Source organism: Coleofasciculus chthonoplastes PCC 7420 (genome assembly GCF_000155555.1).
In the GTDB taxonomy this organism is placed as follows: Bacteria; Cyanobacteriota; Cyanobacteriia; order Cyanobacteriales; family Coleofasciculaceae; genus Coleofasciculus; species Coleofasciculus chthonoplastes_A.
Map to the genome: position 1 here is coordinate 376,810 of NZ_DS989845.1, position 19,447 is coordinate 396,256.

The window sequence follows — 19,447 nt, forward strand, 5'->3', positions numbered from 1 at the left end:
GGAAGCAGGGGAAGCAGGGGAAGCAGGGGAAGCAGGGGAAGCAGGGGAAGCAGGGGAAGCAGGGGAAGCAGGGGAAGCGAATTAACAAATGACGAATGACAGCACAATTATGAATGGTTTGTTAAAAAATAATAAGGAGTCACGCTGACTCTAGCGGCTTGATGCACCAAAACACCTTGAATGAATCGGTTTGATATGGCGAACTCAAATGTCTCAGTTAATCCAGACACAACCCTCAATAGCTTCTCTCATGATTCTCAGCCGACGCTTTCGGCGGCGGATCATCTCCTATCAACTGATTCTTTTGCCAGACGGCATATTGGTGTCAATGCTGAAGACGTAGCGCAAATGCTGGAGGCATTGGGTTACTCCAGCCTGGATGAATTGATTGATGTCGCGGTTCCCTCCATCATTCGGTTAAATCATCCCCTCAACTTACCCCCCGCCCAAAGCGAAAAAGCTGCCCTTGCCCACCTTCGGGATATTGCCTCAAAAAATCAGGTGTTTCGCTCGTTCATTGGTATGGGATATCACGACTGTATCACCCCACCCGTGATTCAGCGGAATATTCTGGAAAATCCGGGCTGGTATACCGCCTACACCCCCTATCAAGCTGAAATTGCTCAAGGGCGCCTGGAGGCATTGCTAAACTTTCAAACCTTAATTATTGAGTTAACGGGTTTGGATATCGCCAATTCCTCGTTACTGGATGAGGGAACAGCAGCGGCGGAAGCGATGAGTATGAGTTATGGCTTGTGCAGAACCAAAGCCAATGCCTTCTTTGTGTCGCAGGATTGCCATCCGCAAACGATTCAGGTGGTGCAAACCCGTGCCAAACCCTTGGGAATTGAGATTATTGTTGGGGATCATCAGACGTTTGACTTGGAGTCGCCAATTTTTGGGGCATTACTACAATATCCGGCTACCGATGGCACGATTTACGATTACCGGGAGTTTGTAACTCAGGTACATGAGGCGGGCGGTTTAGTCACAGTTGCCGCTGATCCTTTGAGTCTCACCCTGCTCACACCCCCAGGTGAATTCGGTGCAGATATTGCCGTGGGAACGACGCAACGCTTTGGTGTTCCCCTGGGATACGGTGGACCTCATGCGGCATATTTTGCCACCCGTGAGGCGTATAAACGCCAGATTCCGGGGCGAATTGTGGGTGTGTCTAAAGATGCCCAAGGTAAACCTGCTTTGCGCCTTGCCCTCCAAACTCGGGAACAGCATATCCGTCGGGATAAAGCCACGAGTAATATTTGTACCGCCCAAGTCTTGCTGGCGGTGATTGCTAGTATGTATGCGGTTTATCATGGACCAGAGGGGCTTAAGCAAATTGCCCAGCGGGTGCATCGGTTAACGGTGATATTGGCAGCCGGGTTGGAACGTTTGGGTTATAACATTAGTTCACAACCGTTCTTTGATACAGTACGGGTTGAGTTAGATAGCCAGGAAATCGGCGATATTCTCAAGGCGGCGCAAGCCAGGGGGATGAATCTGCGGGTGTTGGATGAAAGTGCGATCGCGATTACCCTGGATGAAGTGACAACGTTCCAGGATGTGGTGACTCTCCTGGATATTTTCGGATCAGTTGGCGTCGAGGGTATTGATTCGCTACCGTTTCCTGTGGATTCTCTGCTGAAACGAGAGGTTGACGGGTTTGAACCTCCTTTTGCCCGCACCAGTGGCTATCTTACTGAGTCGGTTTTTCACCGTTATCATTCAGAAACCGAGTTATTGCGCTATCTTCATCGTCTCCAAGCCAAGGATTTATCCCTGACAACTTCAATGATTCCCTTGGGTTCCTGTACGATGAAACTCAATGGCACAGCCGAGATGATGCCAATTACTTGGGCGGAATTTAGCCAGATTCATCCCTTCGCCCCCTTGTCTCAAACCCAAGGATATCAGCTTTTATTCCAGCAGCTTGAGAGGTGGTTAGCTGAAATTACCGGATTTGCCGGGATTTCCTTACAACCTAATGCGGGGGCGCAAGGGGAATATACAGGATTACTGGTGATTCGCCAGTATCATGAACATCGGGGTGAGGGACATCGCCATATTTGTTTGATTCCCCAATCTGCCCATGGAACCAATCCAGCCAGTGCGGTTATGGCAGGATTAAAGGTGGTTGCTGTTACCTGTGATGACCAAGGAAATATTGATTTAGATGATTTGAAGGCAAAGGCAGAAAAGCACAGCCAGAATTTAGCCGCGTTGATGGTGACGTATCCGTCTACCCATGGCGTTTTTGAGGAAGACATTCGCGAAATTTGCGATACGATTCACGCCCAGGGTGGACAGGTGTATCTGGATGGGGCGAATATGAATGCCCAAGTGGGATTATGTCGCCCTGGGGATTATGGGGCAGATGTTTGCCATTTAAATTTACACAAAACTTTTTGTATTCCCCATGGAGGCGGGGGTCCGGGGATGGGACCGATTGGGGTACAGTCTCATTTAATGCCGTTTTTGCCGGATGTGTCGTTTGTGAAAGGTTATGGAACAGTACCCAATAGTGACTCCGTTGGCGTTGTGGCGTCAGCCCCCTGGGGAAGTGCCAGTATTTTACCGATTTCCTGGATGTATATCGCGTTAATGGGGGCAGATGGGTTAACCCAAGCGACGAAGGTGGCGATTTTGAATGCCAATTATATTGCCCATCGCTTAGCGCCTTATTATCCGATTTTGTATCAAGGGAAGTCGGGTTTAGTGGCGCATGAATGTATTTTAGATTTGCGGGGCTTGAAAAAGTCAGCCGGGATTGAGGTGGATGATATTGCCAAGCGGTTAATGGATTATGGATTCCATGCGCCAACGGTTTCGTGGCCCGTGGCGGGAACAATGATGGTGGAACCGACAGAAAGTGAGTCGAAGGAAGAGTTGGATCGATTCTGTGATGCGATGATTGGGATTCGCCAGGAGGTTAAGGCGATTGAATCCGGGGAGGTTGATCAGGAGAATAATCTGCTGAAAAATGCCCCCCATACGGCGGAGGTGTTAATTGCTGGGGAATGGAATCGCCCCTATTCTCGCGAACAAGCGGCTTATCCCGCACCCTGGACAAAGGAACACAAGTTTTGGACGGCAGTAGGGCGGATTAACAATGCCTTTGGCGATCGCAATCTGGTTTGTTCTTGTGTGGGGATGGAAGCGTATAGTGAGGATTAATTGGATTGTAGGGGAGGGTTTGACGGATAAGGTGATTGAGCCACAGCGTAGGGGCTTGGTTCCCAAGCCCTTGGTTCCCAATGGAGGTATAATTTTGACTAACAATTCTCCTGATTCAAACCAAGACTGGGATTGGGCAATGTGGAGTGTTGACGCGGTTCAGGGGGAACTCCACCACAAACGCGCCCAAGACTCTTTGCGTGAGTTAGTCGGTAATCTTGACTTAACCTGCCAAGAACAAGTGGGGTTAGAATCAGAAATTGAGGATTTAGCTAACCTCTTGGACAAGCTAGAACACAGTTGTGTGCAACTCGCGGCGTTTGGTATGGTTGGGCGGGGCAAATCCTCTGTCCTTAATGCGTTATTAGGACAACCTGTGTTTGAAACCGGGGCGCTGCATGGGGTGACTCGGAATGCTCAAACGGCGAATTGGCAGTTAAGTCAAGAAACCTTGGCAAACACGGATCAGGAAATCCTGCGCGTAGCGTTACCCAGTATTGGGGAGTCCCAAATTCAGTTTATTGATACGCCAGGGATTGATGAAGTCAATGGGGAAACCCGTGAGGCGTTAGCGGTAACTGTTGCCAGACAAGCGGATCTGATTCTATTTATTATTGCTGGGGATATCACCAAAGTCGAGTATGAAGCTCTGTCTCTATTACGAGATAGTGGGAAGCCAATGCTACTCGTCTTTAATAAAATAGACCAATATCCCGACGCCGATCGCGAGGCGATTTATCGTAAAATTCGTGATGAACGGGTCAAACAGTTGTTATCTCCGGCTGAGATTGTCCGGGTGGCGGCTGCACCGTTAGAAGCAGTAGCTGTGCGTCGTGCTGATGGGAGTCGGGCGATTCAACGGCGTCTGGGAACTCCCCAGATAGAAGAATTAAAGCTGAAAATATTGGAAATTTTGCACCGGGAAGGTAAATCCTTAGTCGCCCTAAATTCGATGATGTACGCGGGTGAGGTGAATGAACAACTGGTGCAACGGAAAATGGCGATTCGGGACGAAAGTGCCAATCAGGTGATCTGGAAAGCGGTGATGACCAAAGCCGTCGCGATCGCACTCAATCCAGTTACGGTTCTGGATCTACTCACGGCAACGGTTGTAGATGTAGTGATGATTCTAGCATTATCTCGCCTCTACGGTATCTCCATGACCCAGCAAGGTGCGGTGGGATTGCTACAGAAAATTGCCCTGAGTATGGGCGGAATTGGTGCAAGCGAAGTTTTAGCCACATTGGGATTGAGTAGTATTAAGGGATTATTAGGACTTTCTGCGCCTGCAACTGGAGGAGTTACCTTAGCGCCTTATCTGTCTGTCGCTATGACTCAGGCGGGTGTCGCGGGGGTTTCCACTTATGCAATTGGACAAGTGACGAAAGTTTATTTAGCCAATGGTGCGTCTTGGGGAGAAGACGCCCCGAAAACTGTCGTCAGTCGCATTCTGGAATCATTAGATGAAACTTCAATTCTCAATCGGATTAAAGGAGAATTGGCAGCGAAATTAGGAAGTACGTCTTAATCTAAACACGCCCTTGCTCCCCCCGCTTCCCCCGCTTCCCCCTCACCCCATCAACGCCGAGAGGGTCCCGGATTAAGCAGTTGAACTTCGCTAATCCGAATCACGTAGGGATGATACTTATCTTCTTGAAAAGAGCCAACCCAAACTTTATACTCTCCCGCTAACCACTGACCCGAAATTCCAGGATTTTTGCCGTCAGCATCATCATTACACCAACTTCCACCAGGACCCCTCACCAATAGAGTAGTATCCTCCGGGCTTTCCACTTGTAAGCTGAGATAGTTGAAAAAAGACGTTAACTCTAGGATATGATCAGGCTGTTCATCAATAAATCCGATACAAGAACCAGTTGGTGTTTCTCTACGACCCGAAACATTTGGCGTTGAAACGGAACCGCCACTGATCCCCCGAATAATCAACGGATCAGGTGAAAATCGTCGCCCCAGTTTTACGTTCTCAAATATGGGTTGCGGTGCGGCGGATTGAGCGTCAACGGCGGGAGTCATCAATAGTCCACTGGCAAATGTGGCTGTGGCAAGTGCTGTCCCCCAGCGCCAGAGTCTCAAGACACTTACCGGGGAGTCGGAGAGTAAGGAGAGAGGTGACATAGTGGTTAGGCGAGAAGGGTGTCTTTTATTCATAACTGAGCGATTCCATCTTTGGGGAATCTCTGGGATTGTGTTTTTGGCTTTGGCACGAGGTTGTACAGTTGGCAAAATGATCAGAGGCGTATTCTTATTGAATATTAACAGCTCGATGTGGTTAGTATGGACGCGAATGTTGCAAATTGTGTTCCGCTATTAATTATCAGGAAATGGCTATAATACATAAATAATCGGCTATCCTATATTTAGACTGTCTACGAATTGTCTGAGCCGTTTTTGGGTAAAATACCAGAGGAACCCCCTTTTGCCATGGCGATTGAAATCGCTGCTATACGAATGTATGCGAAGCCTTCCTGAAGAGTAGTTCGCAAGGTAAGGACTGGGTTATAAGGGGAATAGTTAACCCGAATTTGGTATGACAGCTTACGGCTGAAGTTGTGATAGTTCCTGTTGGATTTGCGCGATCGCACGTTCTAATTGTTCCACTCGCTCTGGGTTGACAGAAGCGGCGGTGCGATCAGGTTGGGGAAGTTGATCGATGGTCTGTTTGAGAGCTACGATAATCCCAGCTAACGTCTCAATCTGTTCTAATTCAGGACGCTGCCTGAATTTTTGATTCAATTCATCAAGTTTTGATTGTAGGGGAGCCAGAGAACCTCGTAACGCCTTTTGCTTCTCATTAATTGCCTCAACGGTAGAGACAACAGCAGACAGTTCCTCTCTAGACATCTGATTCGAGTCAGGTTGCTTCAGTTGAGCGATATCTGCACGTAAGGTTTGGATATCTCGGCTTAAATTGTCAATTTGAGTGCGATCGTTGATCTTGCGCCGAAGCTGTTGGACAACACGACGGCGGTTAATTAGATTGAGTAACAGGGAAATCGCTAAAGGCGCTAATCCATAAATTATCTGTTCAGATATAACTGCTACTATTGCTCCTACAAATGAGGCGGCAATAGCAACAGATTCAGCGATGAAAAGCCAGTTTGTTTTGTCATTTGCCATTTGTCAAGGGAACAGGAAACAGGGAATAGGGAATAGGGAACGGGAATGAATACAGCCATTCGGTAATAGTCAGGGCGGGTTTAGTTACATTTATGGTTAGGTGAAAAACGATAGTAGTAAAACCCGCCCCTACACAAACCTGAAGACGTGCCATGGCACATCCCTACAAATCTTATATAGCACTACGCATTAAGGTTAGGACATAAAAGAAAAATTAAAATCGCTTGACCCTGAATTTCGACAGGACTTCGGACGTTCGGCGAGCGCTCAGTCGAGCCGCGCTCACGCCGAAGTCCGAGGTGTTGCCTATTGCCTATTTCCCTGGCGCGTAGCGCTATAACTGCTGCCAAACTTTAACTGTACCATCCCGATTTCCTCCTGCTAACCACTGACCATCTGGACTTAGAGCCACAGATACCACAGAACCAGCATCGTTATTGTCCAAGACAAGCAACGGTTCATCGATGCCTAGCCACCAGATCTTAATCGTACCGTCTGCATGAGCCGCGATCGCACTTTGCCCGTTATCGCTAAAAATAATCGACATGGCGGGGGCACAGGGACATTGCCAACTCTCTACCCGTTCAGCACTATCGAGTTGCCATACCTTCAGAGTACCATCGGTACAGGCAGCAGCTAACCGATGCCCATCGGGACTTAAGGCAAGGGAATTAATCGAACTCAGATTATCGGTGAGACTGAAGTCTAGATCAAACGGCTGAACATGCCATAAATCAATAATGCCATCTCCGCCGCCACTGGCAAGGGTTTTGCCATCTGGACTTAAGGCGATCGCGGATAATCTTCCGGCGTCTTGAACTAAATCCTGCACAAATTTTCCCTGATCCAAGTGCCATAGCTTAATGGTTTGATCAAAGCTACCACTGATCAGAGTTTGGTTATCTGGCATAATCACCAGCGATCGCACCGAACCGTTATGACCTGTCAACGTATGGCATAATTCTCCAGTCTCTAGTTTCCAGACCTTAATCGTCTGATCAAATCCCCCACTCGCCAGCCATTTACCATCAGGGCTTAAGCTAAGACAGAGGACTCCCTGTTGATGATCACTAAATGTGTGAATCAGATCCCCCGTCTCTAGATGCCACAGCTTCACGGTTTTATCTAAACTACCACTGGCAAGAATTTGTCCATCTGAACTTATTGCCAAAGCACTAACCCAATCCTGATGTCCTTTCAGAGTGAATCGGAAGTCCCAATTGGGTAGGATTGGTTCAGGAACAAAAGCACTCGGATACGCTCTCATATCTTCTTCCCAGACGCGCCATGGCGCGTCTCTACAGACGTCCTCAGCTTCCCCAGCTTCCCCAGCTCCCCCAGCTCTCCTCACAGGGGAAACGGATTCAGACGCGACAGGAAACAGGGATGGTTCACCCCCCGCCTCTGTATGCCAAGGGGTTGGTTGTTCTGGATTGGTAGCAAAAGGGATTTGGTATTGTAGCTGCTCAAGATCGGCAGTGATTTGTGCGATCGCGGCTTCTAATTGCTCGATGTGGTTTGGCAATGAAGCACTATTGAGATAATCCACAACATTCCGCAGCGATTGTTCCACGCTAACGATTCGAGCTTGAAGTTGGGCAATTTTGATCGCCCCTAATTCCGAAGCGGGATTCTCAATTTGAGCCAGATAGTCGGGGAGTTTTGCTTGTAAAGAGGCAAGTGCTTGCTTAAGTTGCTGTTGGTATAACGATTGACTCTCTTGGGAAAGTTGTCGATGTAATTGCGCCATGGCTCCCGTTAACCGATTTCGGCTTTGTTGCTCAAACCGGAGGCGATTGATCAGATTGAGCAACAGGGCAATTGACAATGGAACCGCCCCATAGATAATTTCACCAGACGCCGCCGCGACAGCCCAGCCAATGATTGAGACAGCAACAAAGATACACTCGGCAATTTTAAGACGGTGAGTTAACATTCCTGATCTTGATTCATTAGAAACTGAAATAGATTCTGCACTAAAATATCTTGTGAGGTGATCACCTTAAAGCGCAAGTTGCTCACCAGCTAATAGCGAGGCTAGGAGAATGTGATCTCTAAAATTTTACCCCCTGGCTCTGCCAACTTCTCGATAAGCTTCAAATTAGCCCTAGAGCCTTGTCTCCACTAAATGTAAGTATTCTACCGGACATGATATGAATTCTGATTTTGGACAGGCTGCCAGTGTTAAATTAACTGTGAAAGGAACTGATGCGATCTATCTTGCCGGTCGCAATGATGTGGTAATCCCTCCGGTAAATCAGCCTTTCAGTGTATTAGGGCGACATTCTGGTAATACTCCAGAAGAACTACAGGAAAGTTTTCCTAAATTTATCGCAGTTAGCAGTGGACAAAAATTTACCTTTCACGCTGCGGGCTGCGTTGACTACTTTAATGGTTTTGGTTGCCCATCTCGGGGTTATAGTCCCGACGGGAATGGCGATAGTGGGAGTAACCTTTCCAACTTAGCAGGAATCAGTGGTTATATCGGTCCAGAAGGTTCATTCGTTGGCGTATTTTTAACTGATAATAATCCTGCCAGCAGTCTACCTCCATCCACCCTCAATTTTACTCCTGCCAGTCTAGGGATAAACTTTCTTAGTTTGAGTCCAGAAATTGGACAAGTTTTTTTCATTGGAAATGGAGTAACAAACGACAATACACCTCAAGTCTTCATCGCTCCCCCTGGTGCAACACGGCTGTTCCTGGGAATTGCTGATGGGGGGAGCTTGGGGGCTTTTGATGGTGCGCCTGGTGCTTACGATGATAACGACGGTGAATTCATTGTGGACATTAATTCAGTTCCCGAACCCCTGACAATCTTGGCACCCTTGACAATCTTGAAACTTCTGATAATTTTTGGTTTCGCGACGGTGTTAGGATTTGGATTATTGCTGAAACTAGAGCAAACAAGAAGCAAAAATAAATTCTAATTGCAATTCGTTAAGAACAAGGGTTTCAGGCGTTTTTATTCTGGATGTTTGATTGGCACTTTAGCAGCTATTACAGACCCAGAACTATTCGGGCAATATTAAAATAAATCAACACACCCAACACATCAACCGCCGTGGTAATAAACGGGGCTGACATCAAAGCCGGATCTAATCCCAGGGAACGGAACAGAAACGGTAACGCCGAACCCGCCACCGATGCTAAAATCGCGATCGCGACTAAACTGATACCCACAGCAACGGCAACAAAGATATCATCTCTGAGCAGATACGCCCAAAGCGTTGCCACTGAGCCTAAAATCGTTCCCAGTAGCGCTCCTGCCATAGCTTCACGCCCGATCACTTGCAATGAACCCATATCTCGAATTTCGTCAGTGTTTAAACCACGAATCACCACCGTTGACGATTGAGCGCCCACATTTCCCCCTGTACCTGTCAACAGAGGAATAAATGCCGCCAGCGCCACAACTCTCTGTAAGATGTCTGCTTGAGAGTTAATGATGGTGGCAGTCACACTGTTTGTCAGTAACAACACAAATAACCAAACCACTCGTTTGCGGGCAACAGTTATTAAGTTGGTTTGAAAGTAATTATCGCGCCCAGATTGTACCCCACCCCCTAAGGCATAGATATCTTCAGTGGTTTCTCGTTCTAAAATATCGATCACATCATCAACGGTGACAATCCCCACTAAACGATGTTCTCGATCAACCACAGGTACAGCCAGAAAGTCGTAACGTTGGATTAACCGCGCCACGTCTTCTTGATCGGTATCTGTGTGAACACAAACGGCATCGCGACTCATGATCTCCCCCAAGGTTTGTTCCGGTGGAGACACGACTAAATCCCGCAATGAAACGATTCCACTCAGATGTCGTTCTGCATCGGTGACATAAACGTAATAAATCGTCTCCGTGGTACTGGCTAAACTCCGAATCCGTTCCAGGGTTTCACCTAGAGTTAAGCTTTCTTTGAGGGAAATATACTCCGGCGTCATGATTCGCCCGGCGGTATCGGCTTCATAACCGAGGAGTTGAGCAGTGGCTTGGCGTTCCTGGGGACTCAGTTGAGCCAGTAAACGGCGAACAACTTTGGCGGGCAATTCATCAAATAATCGCACTCGATCATCGGGAGACATTTTGTCCACGATGTCAAGTACCTCTTGGCGTTTAAATTCCTCGATCAGCGATTGTTGGACGCTAGAGTCAAGATACTCGTAAACTTCGATCGCCTCAGCTTTCGAGAGTAAGCGGAATGCGATAACCTGTAGGGCGTCGGGCAATCCTTCGATCGCGTCGGCGATGTCCACAGGTTGTACGGGAACTAATACCTGTTTAGCGCCCTGAAAATTTTCTTGTTCCAACAGCATTTGCAGTTGAGTCCGAACTAACTCTCGCAATTCACTGCGCGATCCCGTCTGGAGGGGAATGTTGTTTTCTCTTAATTCAGACATAATCAGCCTGGATAGTTCTATACTGTGCTAGAGCCGGATTGCAAGAGTTGAATGGTGAGAGTTCTCCTCGAAGTATCCGAGGGTCATTGATGAATTACCTCAGCTAGCGCTCACTGCCGATGTCCGACACAGATGTCGATCACGGATTCTTAAGTCTTCAGTTTAACTTCAAGTGGTCTCTAGGTGTTTACTGAGGGATGAAGAATGCGCGGCAAACTGCCCTCTAAAACTAAACGCGATCGCGACGAAATGAGATATGAAGATTAAAACAAACTTTCTGTTTCTGATGAAATAATGAAGTGATTTGATAGCTATTTATTCAGCATACCACTTTGGGTAGAACTAATATACCGTGAGACAGAGACGAAACCATCTAACTGCTGATACCTATCCAAAACCTCCTTTGATGAACTAGGATCAAATTTTTTCTGTCATATCCTTCCCTTAAGGAGAACCATGTCCGTCGAGCAGCCATCTAACTCTCACCTACAGGTAAACTCTTCTCACCCAACCCATATTACCGCATTAGAACAGGAACTCATCGAACTGCGACGCCAAGTCTCCCGACAGACATTACTCAACCAAATTGTGCAAGCGATGCGCGGTACACTGGTGTTGGAAGATATTCTCCAAACTACGGTCGATCAGCTCCATGAAACACTTAATGTGAGTCGCTGTTTGATTTTTCGACCGGATGATGAGTCGCAAATGAGAGCGCATCACGTTTCAGAAGCGACCGCCCAACGGGAGAGTATTTTGGGGGTCTACTGTGATTTTTATCGGTATCACCACCAGGAATTGAGCCAGGGTGAGCTTGTGGTTGTCCCGCAAATTACTCCCAATTTTCCCGATGTGTTAATCGAGGCGGCGCAGGAATGTGAAATTCGCGCTATTTTAATTGTGCCGTTGCTTTACCAAAATTCCTATATTGGCGGAATTAGTCTACACCAGTGTGATCAGGCACGGGAATGGAACCGAGAGGATATTGAGTTTGTCCAAGCCATTGCCGATCATTGTGCGATCGCGATTCATCAAGCCCAAGTGTATGCTAAGTTACAACGTGAATTGAGAGAACGTCACCAGGTAGAAGAAGCACTCCGGCAAAGTGAAACCCGCTTCCGCACGGTGCTGAAACATGCACCATTGGTGGTGTTTAATCAAGATCAGGAGTTACGCTACACTTGGGCTTACAATGTGGTTCCTGATGATGACGTGGATGCTATATTGGGAAAAACCGACAGCGAACTCCTAGCCCCCCAAGAAGCACAACCGTTAATATCCATCAAGCAGCGTGTATTGACCAGTGGGATAGGAATGCGAGAGGAAGTCTCTCTCACCATTAATGGTGAACTTCGATACTACGATTTGACCGTCGAACCCTTACGCAACTCAATCGGAGACATAGAGGGAATTACCTGCGCGGCAATGGATATTAGCGATCGCAAATACATCGAGAATCAGCTTAAGATTTCCTTACAGCAAAAGGAAGTACTGTTCCAAGAAATTCACCATCGGGTCAAAAATAACCTACAACTTGTCTCTAGCCTGCTTGATCTCCAATCACAGCAAATTGATGACCCTGATATTTTTGCCCTCTTCCAAGCCAGCCAGAACCGAATCAAATCAATGGCTCTTATCCATGAGGAACTCTATCAATTTGATCACTTGCAGCGGATTAACTTTCTCAATTATATTGAAAATCTTACCTATCATTTGATTCAAACCTATGCTATTCATCCCGAATCTATTCGTCTACACCTTAATATCGATCAAGATTTAAACCTTGATCTGTCAACCGCAATTTATTGCGGATTAATTCTTAACGAACTCATCTCTAATGCCTTAAAACATGCCTTTAAAGCAAACAATTACAAAGGTCATATATGGATTGAAATTTATTCAAAGAAAAAAGAGAACCCAAAAAATAAATTGATCGTGGGTAATAACAAGCCAACACCAATTGAATGGATCGACTTTAATTCGCCCAAAAGCTTGGGGTTGCAATTAGTCCGCGCTTTAGTGGCACAGCTTAATGGCAAGCTGGAAATAAAGAAAGCTAATAATACAGTCTTTGAAATTGAATTTTAATCAGAAAATAGTTAAGATTGCACCATAAAAAAATATTCATAAATACTTAGACGCCCGATACCCCTACCCTCTGACCCTCCTATCCTCCTTTTTGACTATCCGCCTTGTTCGCAAATCTCAAAAGCGTACTCTTGGGTTTCTTGCAGCTCTTGCAAGACCGATGTATCAACCGTCTGAATATCTGACTGACTTGAGCTAGCTAACTTCTCCTCAACTTGATCAAATTGCTGCTGGGCTTCAGCAACAGCTAATTCTGCCTCACTACAAGTCTGTGTGGCTAATTCATCGAATTGATTATTACATCCAGATCCGAAAAAAACTAGCAATAATAATCCCGCACTGAACTGAATTTTTTTTGCCGGAATCAGGGGAGAAAATTTCATACCCAGAGAATTAAATTCACTAGAGCTACATTACTAACTACTCAGATTTATCCAGCTTTCAGGACTATTACTCTATTTTTGGTATTCCGATTATTAAAAAATGTTAAATAAATTGACTTTGAGTTATAATTAACTCGATTTTACCGACAAATTAAAGAATCGATAATGATGCCAACGGCTTTTATAAATTTCTGACTTTAGTTAATTAAAACTACACAGACAGATCCCCGACAACTCCTACGAAGTCGGGGATCTTGCTTAGAGACTGTACCTCATCAAGCTCAAGTTTAATTGTATCCAACGACTTAGAGTAACTTTTTTGGGGAAGACAGTGTCGTTATCCCGACGTAGTTTTCTGACCTTGGCTATCCAAAATCCAGGTATTACCTTTTGTATTCAAGGGGCGTGGGGTATCTCCCTCTAGAGCCGTTGAAGATTCTTCTGTAACTGTCGTTCTTGTCGCTGAAGTTGCTCAACCAATTCAATTTCTCGCAAACTACCGGGTTGAATATCCGTCGTTTCTCGGAGTTTTTGGGCAAGTTGGTAACAAAATTGACATCGTTCTAAAATCTGGAGAATCGAAGGGGCAAACTTGGCAAATAGGACTTCATCATCTCCGGTAAAACCACGAGAATCAATCTTCTTGACTAGATCATCTTCCGGTTGGTAGTTGGACTTTAATTTATTGATTAACTGCACCACTGCGACAAGATCTTGTTTCTCGTTTAGTAGGGGCCAAGCCAAAATGGTATAGGTGCGGTATCCGGTACGGCGATCTGTCTTCTGCGCCATCTCGGAGCGCGGATCATCATAGACATCAAAGGGAATGTTAATTACTTTTAAGGAAAAGGCGGCGAGACTAGCAATTCCTTTGTTAGCCGGAATATCGATCAGCAGACTACCGCCGTCTCCATCCTCAGCAATCAGTGAACCCAATTCTTGTCGTTCTCGATCCAATAAAAAAATACTGGTGCGATCCGCACGCAGCAAATTCCCGACTTTGCGGGTGAGGCGACCCAATAGTTGGCAAAGTGTTCTCACCAGTGTTTGTAATGCTTGGTCAACAGCACTCACCCCATGGCTGTAGGAGTAAGCCAAGAACTCACCCACTTCAATCGGTGAGTCAAAAACTAGATTCTGCTGGCTATCTAAACCAGCCACATCCTGCCAGTCCAATTCTAAGACCTGACAAAGTTCGACAAAGTTTAGTCCTTTAACGGGTTGTCCCTTGAGAAAGTGATTGAGGGTATCTAACGATAGTCCCAGGGCTTCCGCCAGTTCGCGATCGCGCCCCTGACTCTTATTGCGCCAAGCTTGTTTGACTTTGAGAATAGACTGGGGATGCACACTAAATGACCGAATCATTGTTCTTCGTGGCATTCCTCTCCCGTTCAATCTAAGATTATCATCGGAAAATAATGCCACGCCTCCATGTAGGTTTACAAATACGTGACATAACGAAGTAAGCGACTGTGTTTATCGGTTACTTCGATTTAACCAGAGGAGCTGACTGGTACCCATCTGAACGGTTGGTCTGATCCTAGATTAAAACGCTGTCTGTTCTTTTTACTACGATTTGTGTAAAATCTTTACGCTTCTAGCAAGAGAGCATGTCAAGGAAAGCCTATGACTTGCCCCACTCTTGAACAGCAACGCTGAAGTTATAGTAGTAGACACATCGATTAGGACAAATGAACTGTTGTAGAGACGTTGCATGCAACGTCTCTACCATAAGATGCGTCCTAACCGCTATGGCGATTGCTATAATGGCTACGCATACAAATTTTTTGCTATAATTCTGTAGTATTAGATACAAAAAAACAATACAAAAAAAGACGCTGCTGTTTATTCAGTCCATTCAGCAACGCCCCAGCATTGAGTTTTCTAATCCTATCTATACAAATGGTAGCTAACTGATCAGAAACTGTTTGCAGTCACTGTTCCACCCCTTTAACTGTCACACCCGATTGAGCAGAAAAAATAGCGTATGAGCCTGTTTCTGGAATTTATGAAACAAAAAACGCTGCTGTTATTCAGTCCATTCAGCAACGCCTTAGTAATTGAGTTTTCTAATCCTGGATACATCCTAACCAAATCAAGCGGGACTGTTTTCAATTTGCATTCCACCCCTTGAACTGTCACATCAGCTAATCCTCGATAAAGGAAAGTAGGTTATAAAATTAGCTTATTGTCCCATCATCCGTCAAAAGTCAGTCGCTCAAGTTAGGATCACTCACCGCTTCAATCACCCCTTCTGCTTGCAAAGCGATCGCTCTTAATTTCTCCAGTATCTCAGGTTGAGCCGATTGCCACAGCGATCGCTGATGCGCCTCCAGTAACCGTTCTGCCATATCCCGCATCACCCAGGGATTCTTTTGCTGGATAAACTCTTGCACCTTTTCATCCAACAGATAAGCCTCCGTCACCCCTTGATACATATAATCTGCCACACAATTGGCTGTCGCATCATAGGCAAACAAATAATCCACCGTCGCCGCCATTTCAAACGCCCCTTTATATCCATGGCGCATTACCCCTGCAATCCATTTGGGATTCACCACACGAGAACGATAAACGCGGGCAATTTCCTCCTGTAGCCGTCGCACTCTGGGGTTTTCGGGAATCGAATTATCACCAAAATAGGTTTGCGGATTCTTACCTGTCAGCGCCCGCACCGAAGCGGTTAATCCCCCTTGAAACTGGTAATAATCATCAGAATCGAGTAAATCATGTTCTCGATTATCCTGATTATGTAGCACGACTTGCAATTGTTTCAGCCGTTGTTCAAAGGCTTCTGGTGCTGCAATTCCCTCCTGATTTGGAGAAGATGTACCACAGTAGGCATAACTACTCCAATTCATATACGCCCGCGCCAAATCCTGTTCATCACGCCAATTTTGCGCCTCAATCAATCCCTGTAACCCCGCGCCATAGGCTCCCGGTTTCGAGCCAAACACCCGATAGTGCGATCGCGCCTCGGCTTCCTCTTCACTCAATCCTTCCTGACACCAGAACGCTGTCTCCTGTTTCACCTGCGCCGCCAAGGGATTATCCTCCGGGGCTTCATTCAATGCCGCCACAGCGACCACAGCATTGTAAAATAAATCAATTAAATTGGGAAACGCATCGCGAAAAAAGCCCGATATCCGCAGCGTCACATCCACACGCGGACGCCCTAACACCGACAGGGGCAGAATTTCAAAATCCACCACCCGACGTGACGGGCGATCCCAAATCGGTTGCACACCCAACAACGCCAGCGCTTGTGCCAGATCATCGCCTCCAGTTCTCATGGCTGACGTTCCCCATACAGATAATGCCAGTGTTTGGGGATACTCGCCATTATCCTGGGTATAGCGTTCAATCACCGCTTCCGCCGCCTTGCGTCCCACATCCCACGCTGTTTCGGTAGGAATCGCACGGATATCAACGGAGTAAAAATTGCGCCCTGTGGGTAATACCTCCGGGCGTCCTCTCGTTGGCGCACCCGCCGCCCCACTCTCGACATAGCGCCCGTCTAATCCCTGCAATAAATGAGTGATTTCTTGGCAGGTTTGGGTTAAGGCGGGTAAAAGGCGATCGCGAATCCAGTCTAATTCCTGTTGCGTTCGTTGTCCGATTCGGGAATTAAATGTAGAGACGTGCCATGGCGCGTCTGTAGGGGCGGGTTTAGGAACAGTCTTGTCGCTATTGAGAGTAACCTTTGTACAAAACCCACCCTGACTAAGTGTTGACTTTCCTTCTGCCTTTGATATGAGAGATTCCACCCATTGAGACGCTTGGGCTTCCAATTGCGCGATCGCTTGTCTCTTACTGTCACCTTCTGGAGTCAGTGGATCAAAGTCCCATCCCCAATCTTGCGCGATCGCCCGAGTTAACCCTAAGCGCCCCCTTCCCGGATGACGGGCAATTGCCACAGTTAAGTCTCGCAATAGTCGTCCCTGGGGACACTGTCCCAAAATATGCAACCCATCTCGAATTTGAGCTTCTTTTAATTCACACAGGTAGCTATCGATTTGAGTTAAAAGATTCGCTTTTCCTGCTTCCCCTAGAAGGGCGGGTTTAGTCAAGCTATCCGACATCGACATAATGTTATCGGTAAAACCCGCCCCTACCGTTTCTGTGTTCAAGACGCGCCATGGCAAGTCTCTACAGGTTTCCCCATCCTCAAATCCCAAATCGTGGTGCAGGTTTTCTTGGATAACCAGTTGAGTAATGCGATCGCGGATAGTTGGTAAGCGAGAGGGATCTAAGCTTTGCGCTTCGTAATATTCATCCACTAACCCTTCTAGCTGTTGCAAAGAACCATAGAGTTCAGCGCGAGTCATCGGTGGCGTCAGGTGGTCAATAATCACAGCCTGCGATCGCCGTTTGGCTTGCGAGCCTTCCCCCGGATCATTGACAATGAAGGGGTATAAATGGGGCATTGTCCCTAAAGCGACTTCGGGATAACAGGTTTCAGAGAGTGCCAAACTTTTTCCCGGTAACCATTCCAAATTTCCATGTTTTCCCACATGTACCATCGCCTGCGCCCCAAATTTTTGTCGCAGCCAATAATAAAAGGCTAAATAAGCGGGTGTTGGTTCTAAATCCGGCGCGTGATAATTTAAAGCTGGGTCACTATCATAACCCCGCGACGGTTGAATCCCAACAAAAATATTACCCAGTTGGATTCCCGGAATGGGAATTGTTGAGTGTTGAATGTTGAATGTTGAATGTGTATGGGCGGGTTTAGGAACTTCCTTGTCGCTATTAATAGTAACATTTGTGCAGAACCTGCCCTGACTGAATATTGATCCTTCACTTTCTTTATGCCAACGGTTACAGATGCCTTGCTGTACTGCTAAAGGTAACGTATCAAAATAATCTTGATAATCTTGCCTAGATAACCCCTGTTGAACCGGACGTAATTCCCATCCTTCGGGATCATTTGTTACCCCCGTGGTTAAGCGTTGAATGAGTTCATCTCCGGTTTCGGGACTATCCTCTACCTGATACCCCGCCCCTTGCAACGCCTTGAGAAGTTCCACACAGCTTGCAGGTGTATCAAGCCCCACACCATTCGCGAGGCGTCCATCTCGGTTAGGATAATTAGCTAAGATTAGGGCAATACGCCGTTCTGCTGGCGGGGTTTGGCGTAATTTTACCCAATTAGCCGCTAACTGAGTGACAAAATTAATGCGATCGCGTACTGATTCATACACCACGACATCCGTTTCCAGCAGAGGGTTCCAGGTTTGCACCGCCTTGAATGAAACCGCACGAGTAATAATGCGTCCATCCACTTCTGGCAAGGAAACATTCATTGCTGTATCTCTTGGGGTTAATCCCTGAAACTGTTCCTGCCATTGTTCTTTTGTACCACCACTAAAAATGACTTGCAGTACAGGTACATCCAAACGTTTCCATAACTCCAACCCAGGTTTTTCATGATCTGTTAATTTAGCAACAGAGAAACTTGTCGTATTCAGTAAAACCTCAATTTCCGCATCATCTTTGGGTTGGAAATAGGATAATACTTCCGCTTGTACCTCCGGATCACGTAACGAGGAGACAAATACTGGCACAGGATGCAACTGTTGTTCAACTAACGCTTGACAAAGTGCATCAATTGGTGATGTATTTCCCGCCAAATAATGAGCGCGATAAAACAGAATCCCCACGTTAGAGTTTGTAGTAAGCGCTTCATTCGTTCCGTCTCCCCATCCATAAATCCCTACACGCGGTACAGGTTTAGGAGGTAGAGGCTCATAGCTTCCTCCCAAACACAAATCAGCAACAAATTTCAGGGCGTTGGTACAATTCTCCACACCCCCTTCAATAAAATAACGCCATAGCTGGTGAACAGCAGTTAAGGAAATGGTAGAATGACTAACTAAATTGGGATCGGGACGATCATCTCCTGGCAATAGGATTAAGTTTGCCCCTGTTTGTTCTACAGTTGTCTGCACCACTTCCAATCCATAAGACCAGTAGGCAGATCCACCCAAAAGCCGAATAATAATAACGTCTGCCTGATTTAACACCTGTTCGGTGTAGGTGTCAATCGTTAATTCCTGCTGCAATTGGAGGAGGTTAACGGCTCGAATCGCCGGGAAATCTGGGGGTAAATGAGCCATTGACGCCGCCAATGTTTGAATATCAGTGTCGGCGGCTGTGATCACAATGATCGGAGCAGGTGTCTGTTCAATAAAAATGACCCCTTCAGCTTGTGGGTTCCATCCTCCCGGTGTCGCAGCAATCCGATGCATAGTCTTTTTAAA

At 46.6% G+C, this 19,447-nt stretch carries 12 protein-coding genes; 4 read left to right on the top strand and 8 right to left on the bottom strand.

The genetic code is table 11. From position 1 onward, the window contains the following. Window positions 1-195: 195 nt before the first annotated feature. Both gcvP and MC7420_RS09045 read left to right on the top strand, forming a co-directional pair. Entirely contained in the window at window positions 196-3,174 is a 2,979-nt protein-coding gene (gene gcvP, locus MC7420_RS09040) for an aminomethyl-transferring glycine dehydrogenase (RefSeq protein ID WP_044206069.1), read from the top strand. A gap of 139 nt (window positions 3,175-3,313) precedes the next feature. Further along, on the top strand, window positions 3,314-4,702 hold the full coding sequence (locus tag MC7420_RS09045; protein ID WP_157453101.1) for a GTP-binding protein: 1,389 nt from the start codon (window positions 3,314-3,316) through the stop codon (window positions 4,700-4,702). A gap of 50 nt (window positions 4,703-4,752) precedes the next feature. On the opposite strand, the gene MC7420_RS09050 is transcribed toward MC7420_RS09045, so the two are convergent. From MC7420_RS09050 to MC7420_RS35010, 4 genes are all read right to left on the bottom strand, one after another. Continuing rightward, the gene (locus tag MC7420_RS09050; protein ID WP_006099715.1) at window positions 4,753-5,310 is read right to left on the bottom strand and encodes a hypothetical protein; all 558 of its coding nucleotides are present in this window, start codon (window positions 5,308-5,310) and stop codon (window positions 4,753-4,755) included. A gap of 420 nt (window positions 5,311-5,730) precedes the next feature. Further along, window positions 5,731-6,312, bottom strand: coding sequence for a hypothetical protein (locus tag MC7420_RS09055; RefSeq protein WP_006099628.1), 582 nt, complete (start codon window positions 6,310-6,312; stop codon window positions 5,731-5,733). Further along, entirely contained in the window at window positions 6,302-6,466 is a 165-nt protein-coding gene (locus MC7420_RS39405) for a hypothetical protein (RefSeq protein ID WP_157453092.1), read from the bottom strand. Before MC7420_RS39405 ends, MC7420_RS09055 begins: the two co-directional genes overlap by 11 nt. Window positions 6,467-6,646: 180 nt before the next feature. Further along, entirely contained in the window at window positions 6,647-8,248 is a 1,602-nt protein-coding gene (locus MC7420_RS35010; RefSeq protein ID WP_006099859.1) for a WD40 repeat domain-containing protein, read from the bottom strand. Between the two features lie 217 nt (window positions 8,249-8,465). Between MC7420_RS35010 and MC7420_RS09065 the strand changes: the two genes are divergently transcribed. Then, complete coding sequence (locus MC7420_RS09065; RefSeq protein WP_006099874.1) at window positions 8,466-9,242, top strand: hypothetical protein; 777 nt, start codon at window positions 8,466-8,468, stop codon at window positions 9,240-9,242. Between the two features lie 70 nt (window positions 9,243-9,312). On the opposite strand, the gene mgtE is transcribed toward MC7420_RS09065, so the two are convergent. Beyond that, a complete protein-coding gene (gene mgtE / locus MC7420_RS09070; protein WP_006099674.1) occupies window positions 9,313-10,713 on the bottom strand; it encodes a magnesium transporter in 1,401 nt (466 codons plus the stop codon). 456 nt (window positions 10,714-11,169) lie between these two features. Between mgtE and MC7420_RS09075 the strand changes: the two genes are divergently transcribed. After that, a complete protein-coding gene (locus MC7420_RS09075; RefSeq protein ID WP_006099637.1) occupies window positions 11,170-12,801 on the top strand; it encodes a histidine kinase dimerization/phosphoacceptor domain -containing protein in 1,632 nt (543 codons plus the stop codon). Between the two features lie 95 nt (window positions 12,802-12,896). Here the strand turns inward: MC7420_RS09075 and MC7420_RS09080 are convergent, their stop codons facing one another. The 3 genes from MC7420_RS09080 to cobN form a co-directional block, all read right to left on the bottom strand. After that, complete coding sequence (locus MC7420_RS09080) at window positions 12,897-13,184, bottom strand: hypothetical protein (protein WP_006099827.1); 288 nt, start codon at window positions 13,182-13,184, stop codon at window positions 12,897-12,899. Window positions 13,185-13,604: 420 nt separating this feature from the next. After that, on the bottom strand, window positions 13,605-14,564 hold the full coding sequence (locus MC7420_RS09085; protein WP_232231673.1) for a GAF domain-containing protein: 960 nt from the start codon (window positions 14,562-14,564) through the stop codon (window positions 13,605-13,607). A gap of 830 nt (window positions 14,565-15,394) precedes the next feature. Further along, window positions 15,395-19,435 carry a cobaltochelatase subunit CobN gene (cobN, locus tag MC7420_RS09090; protein ID WP_006099844.1) on the bottom strand — a complete coding sequence of 1,347 codons (4,041 nt, stop codon included), beginning with the start codon at window positions 19,433-19,435 and terminating at the stop codon, window positions 15,395-15,397. Window positions 19,436-19,447 lie beyond the last annotated feature (12 nt).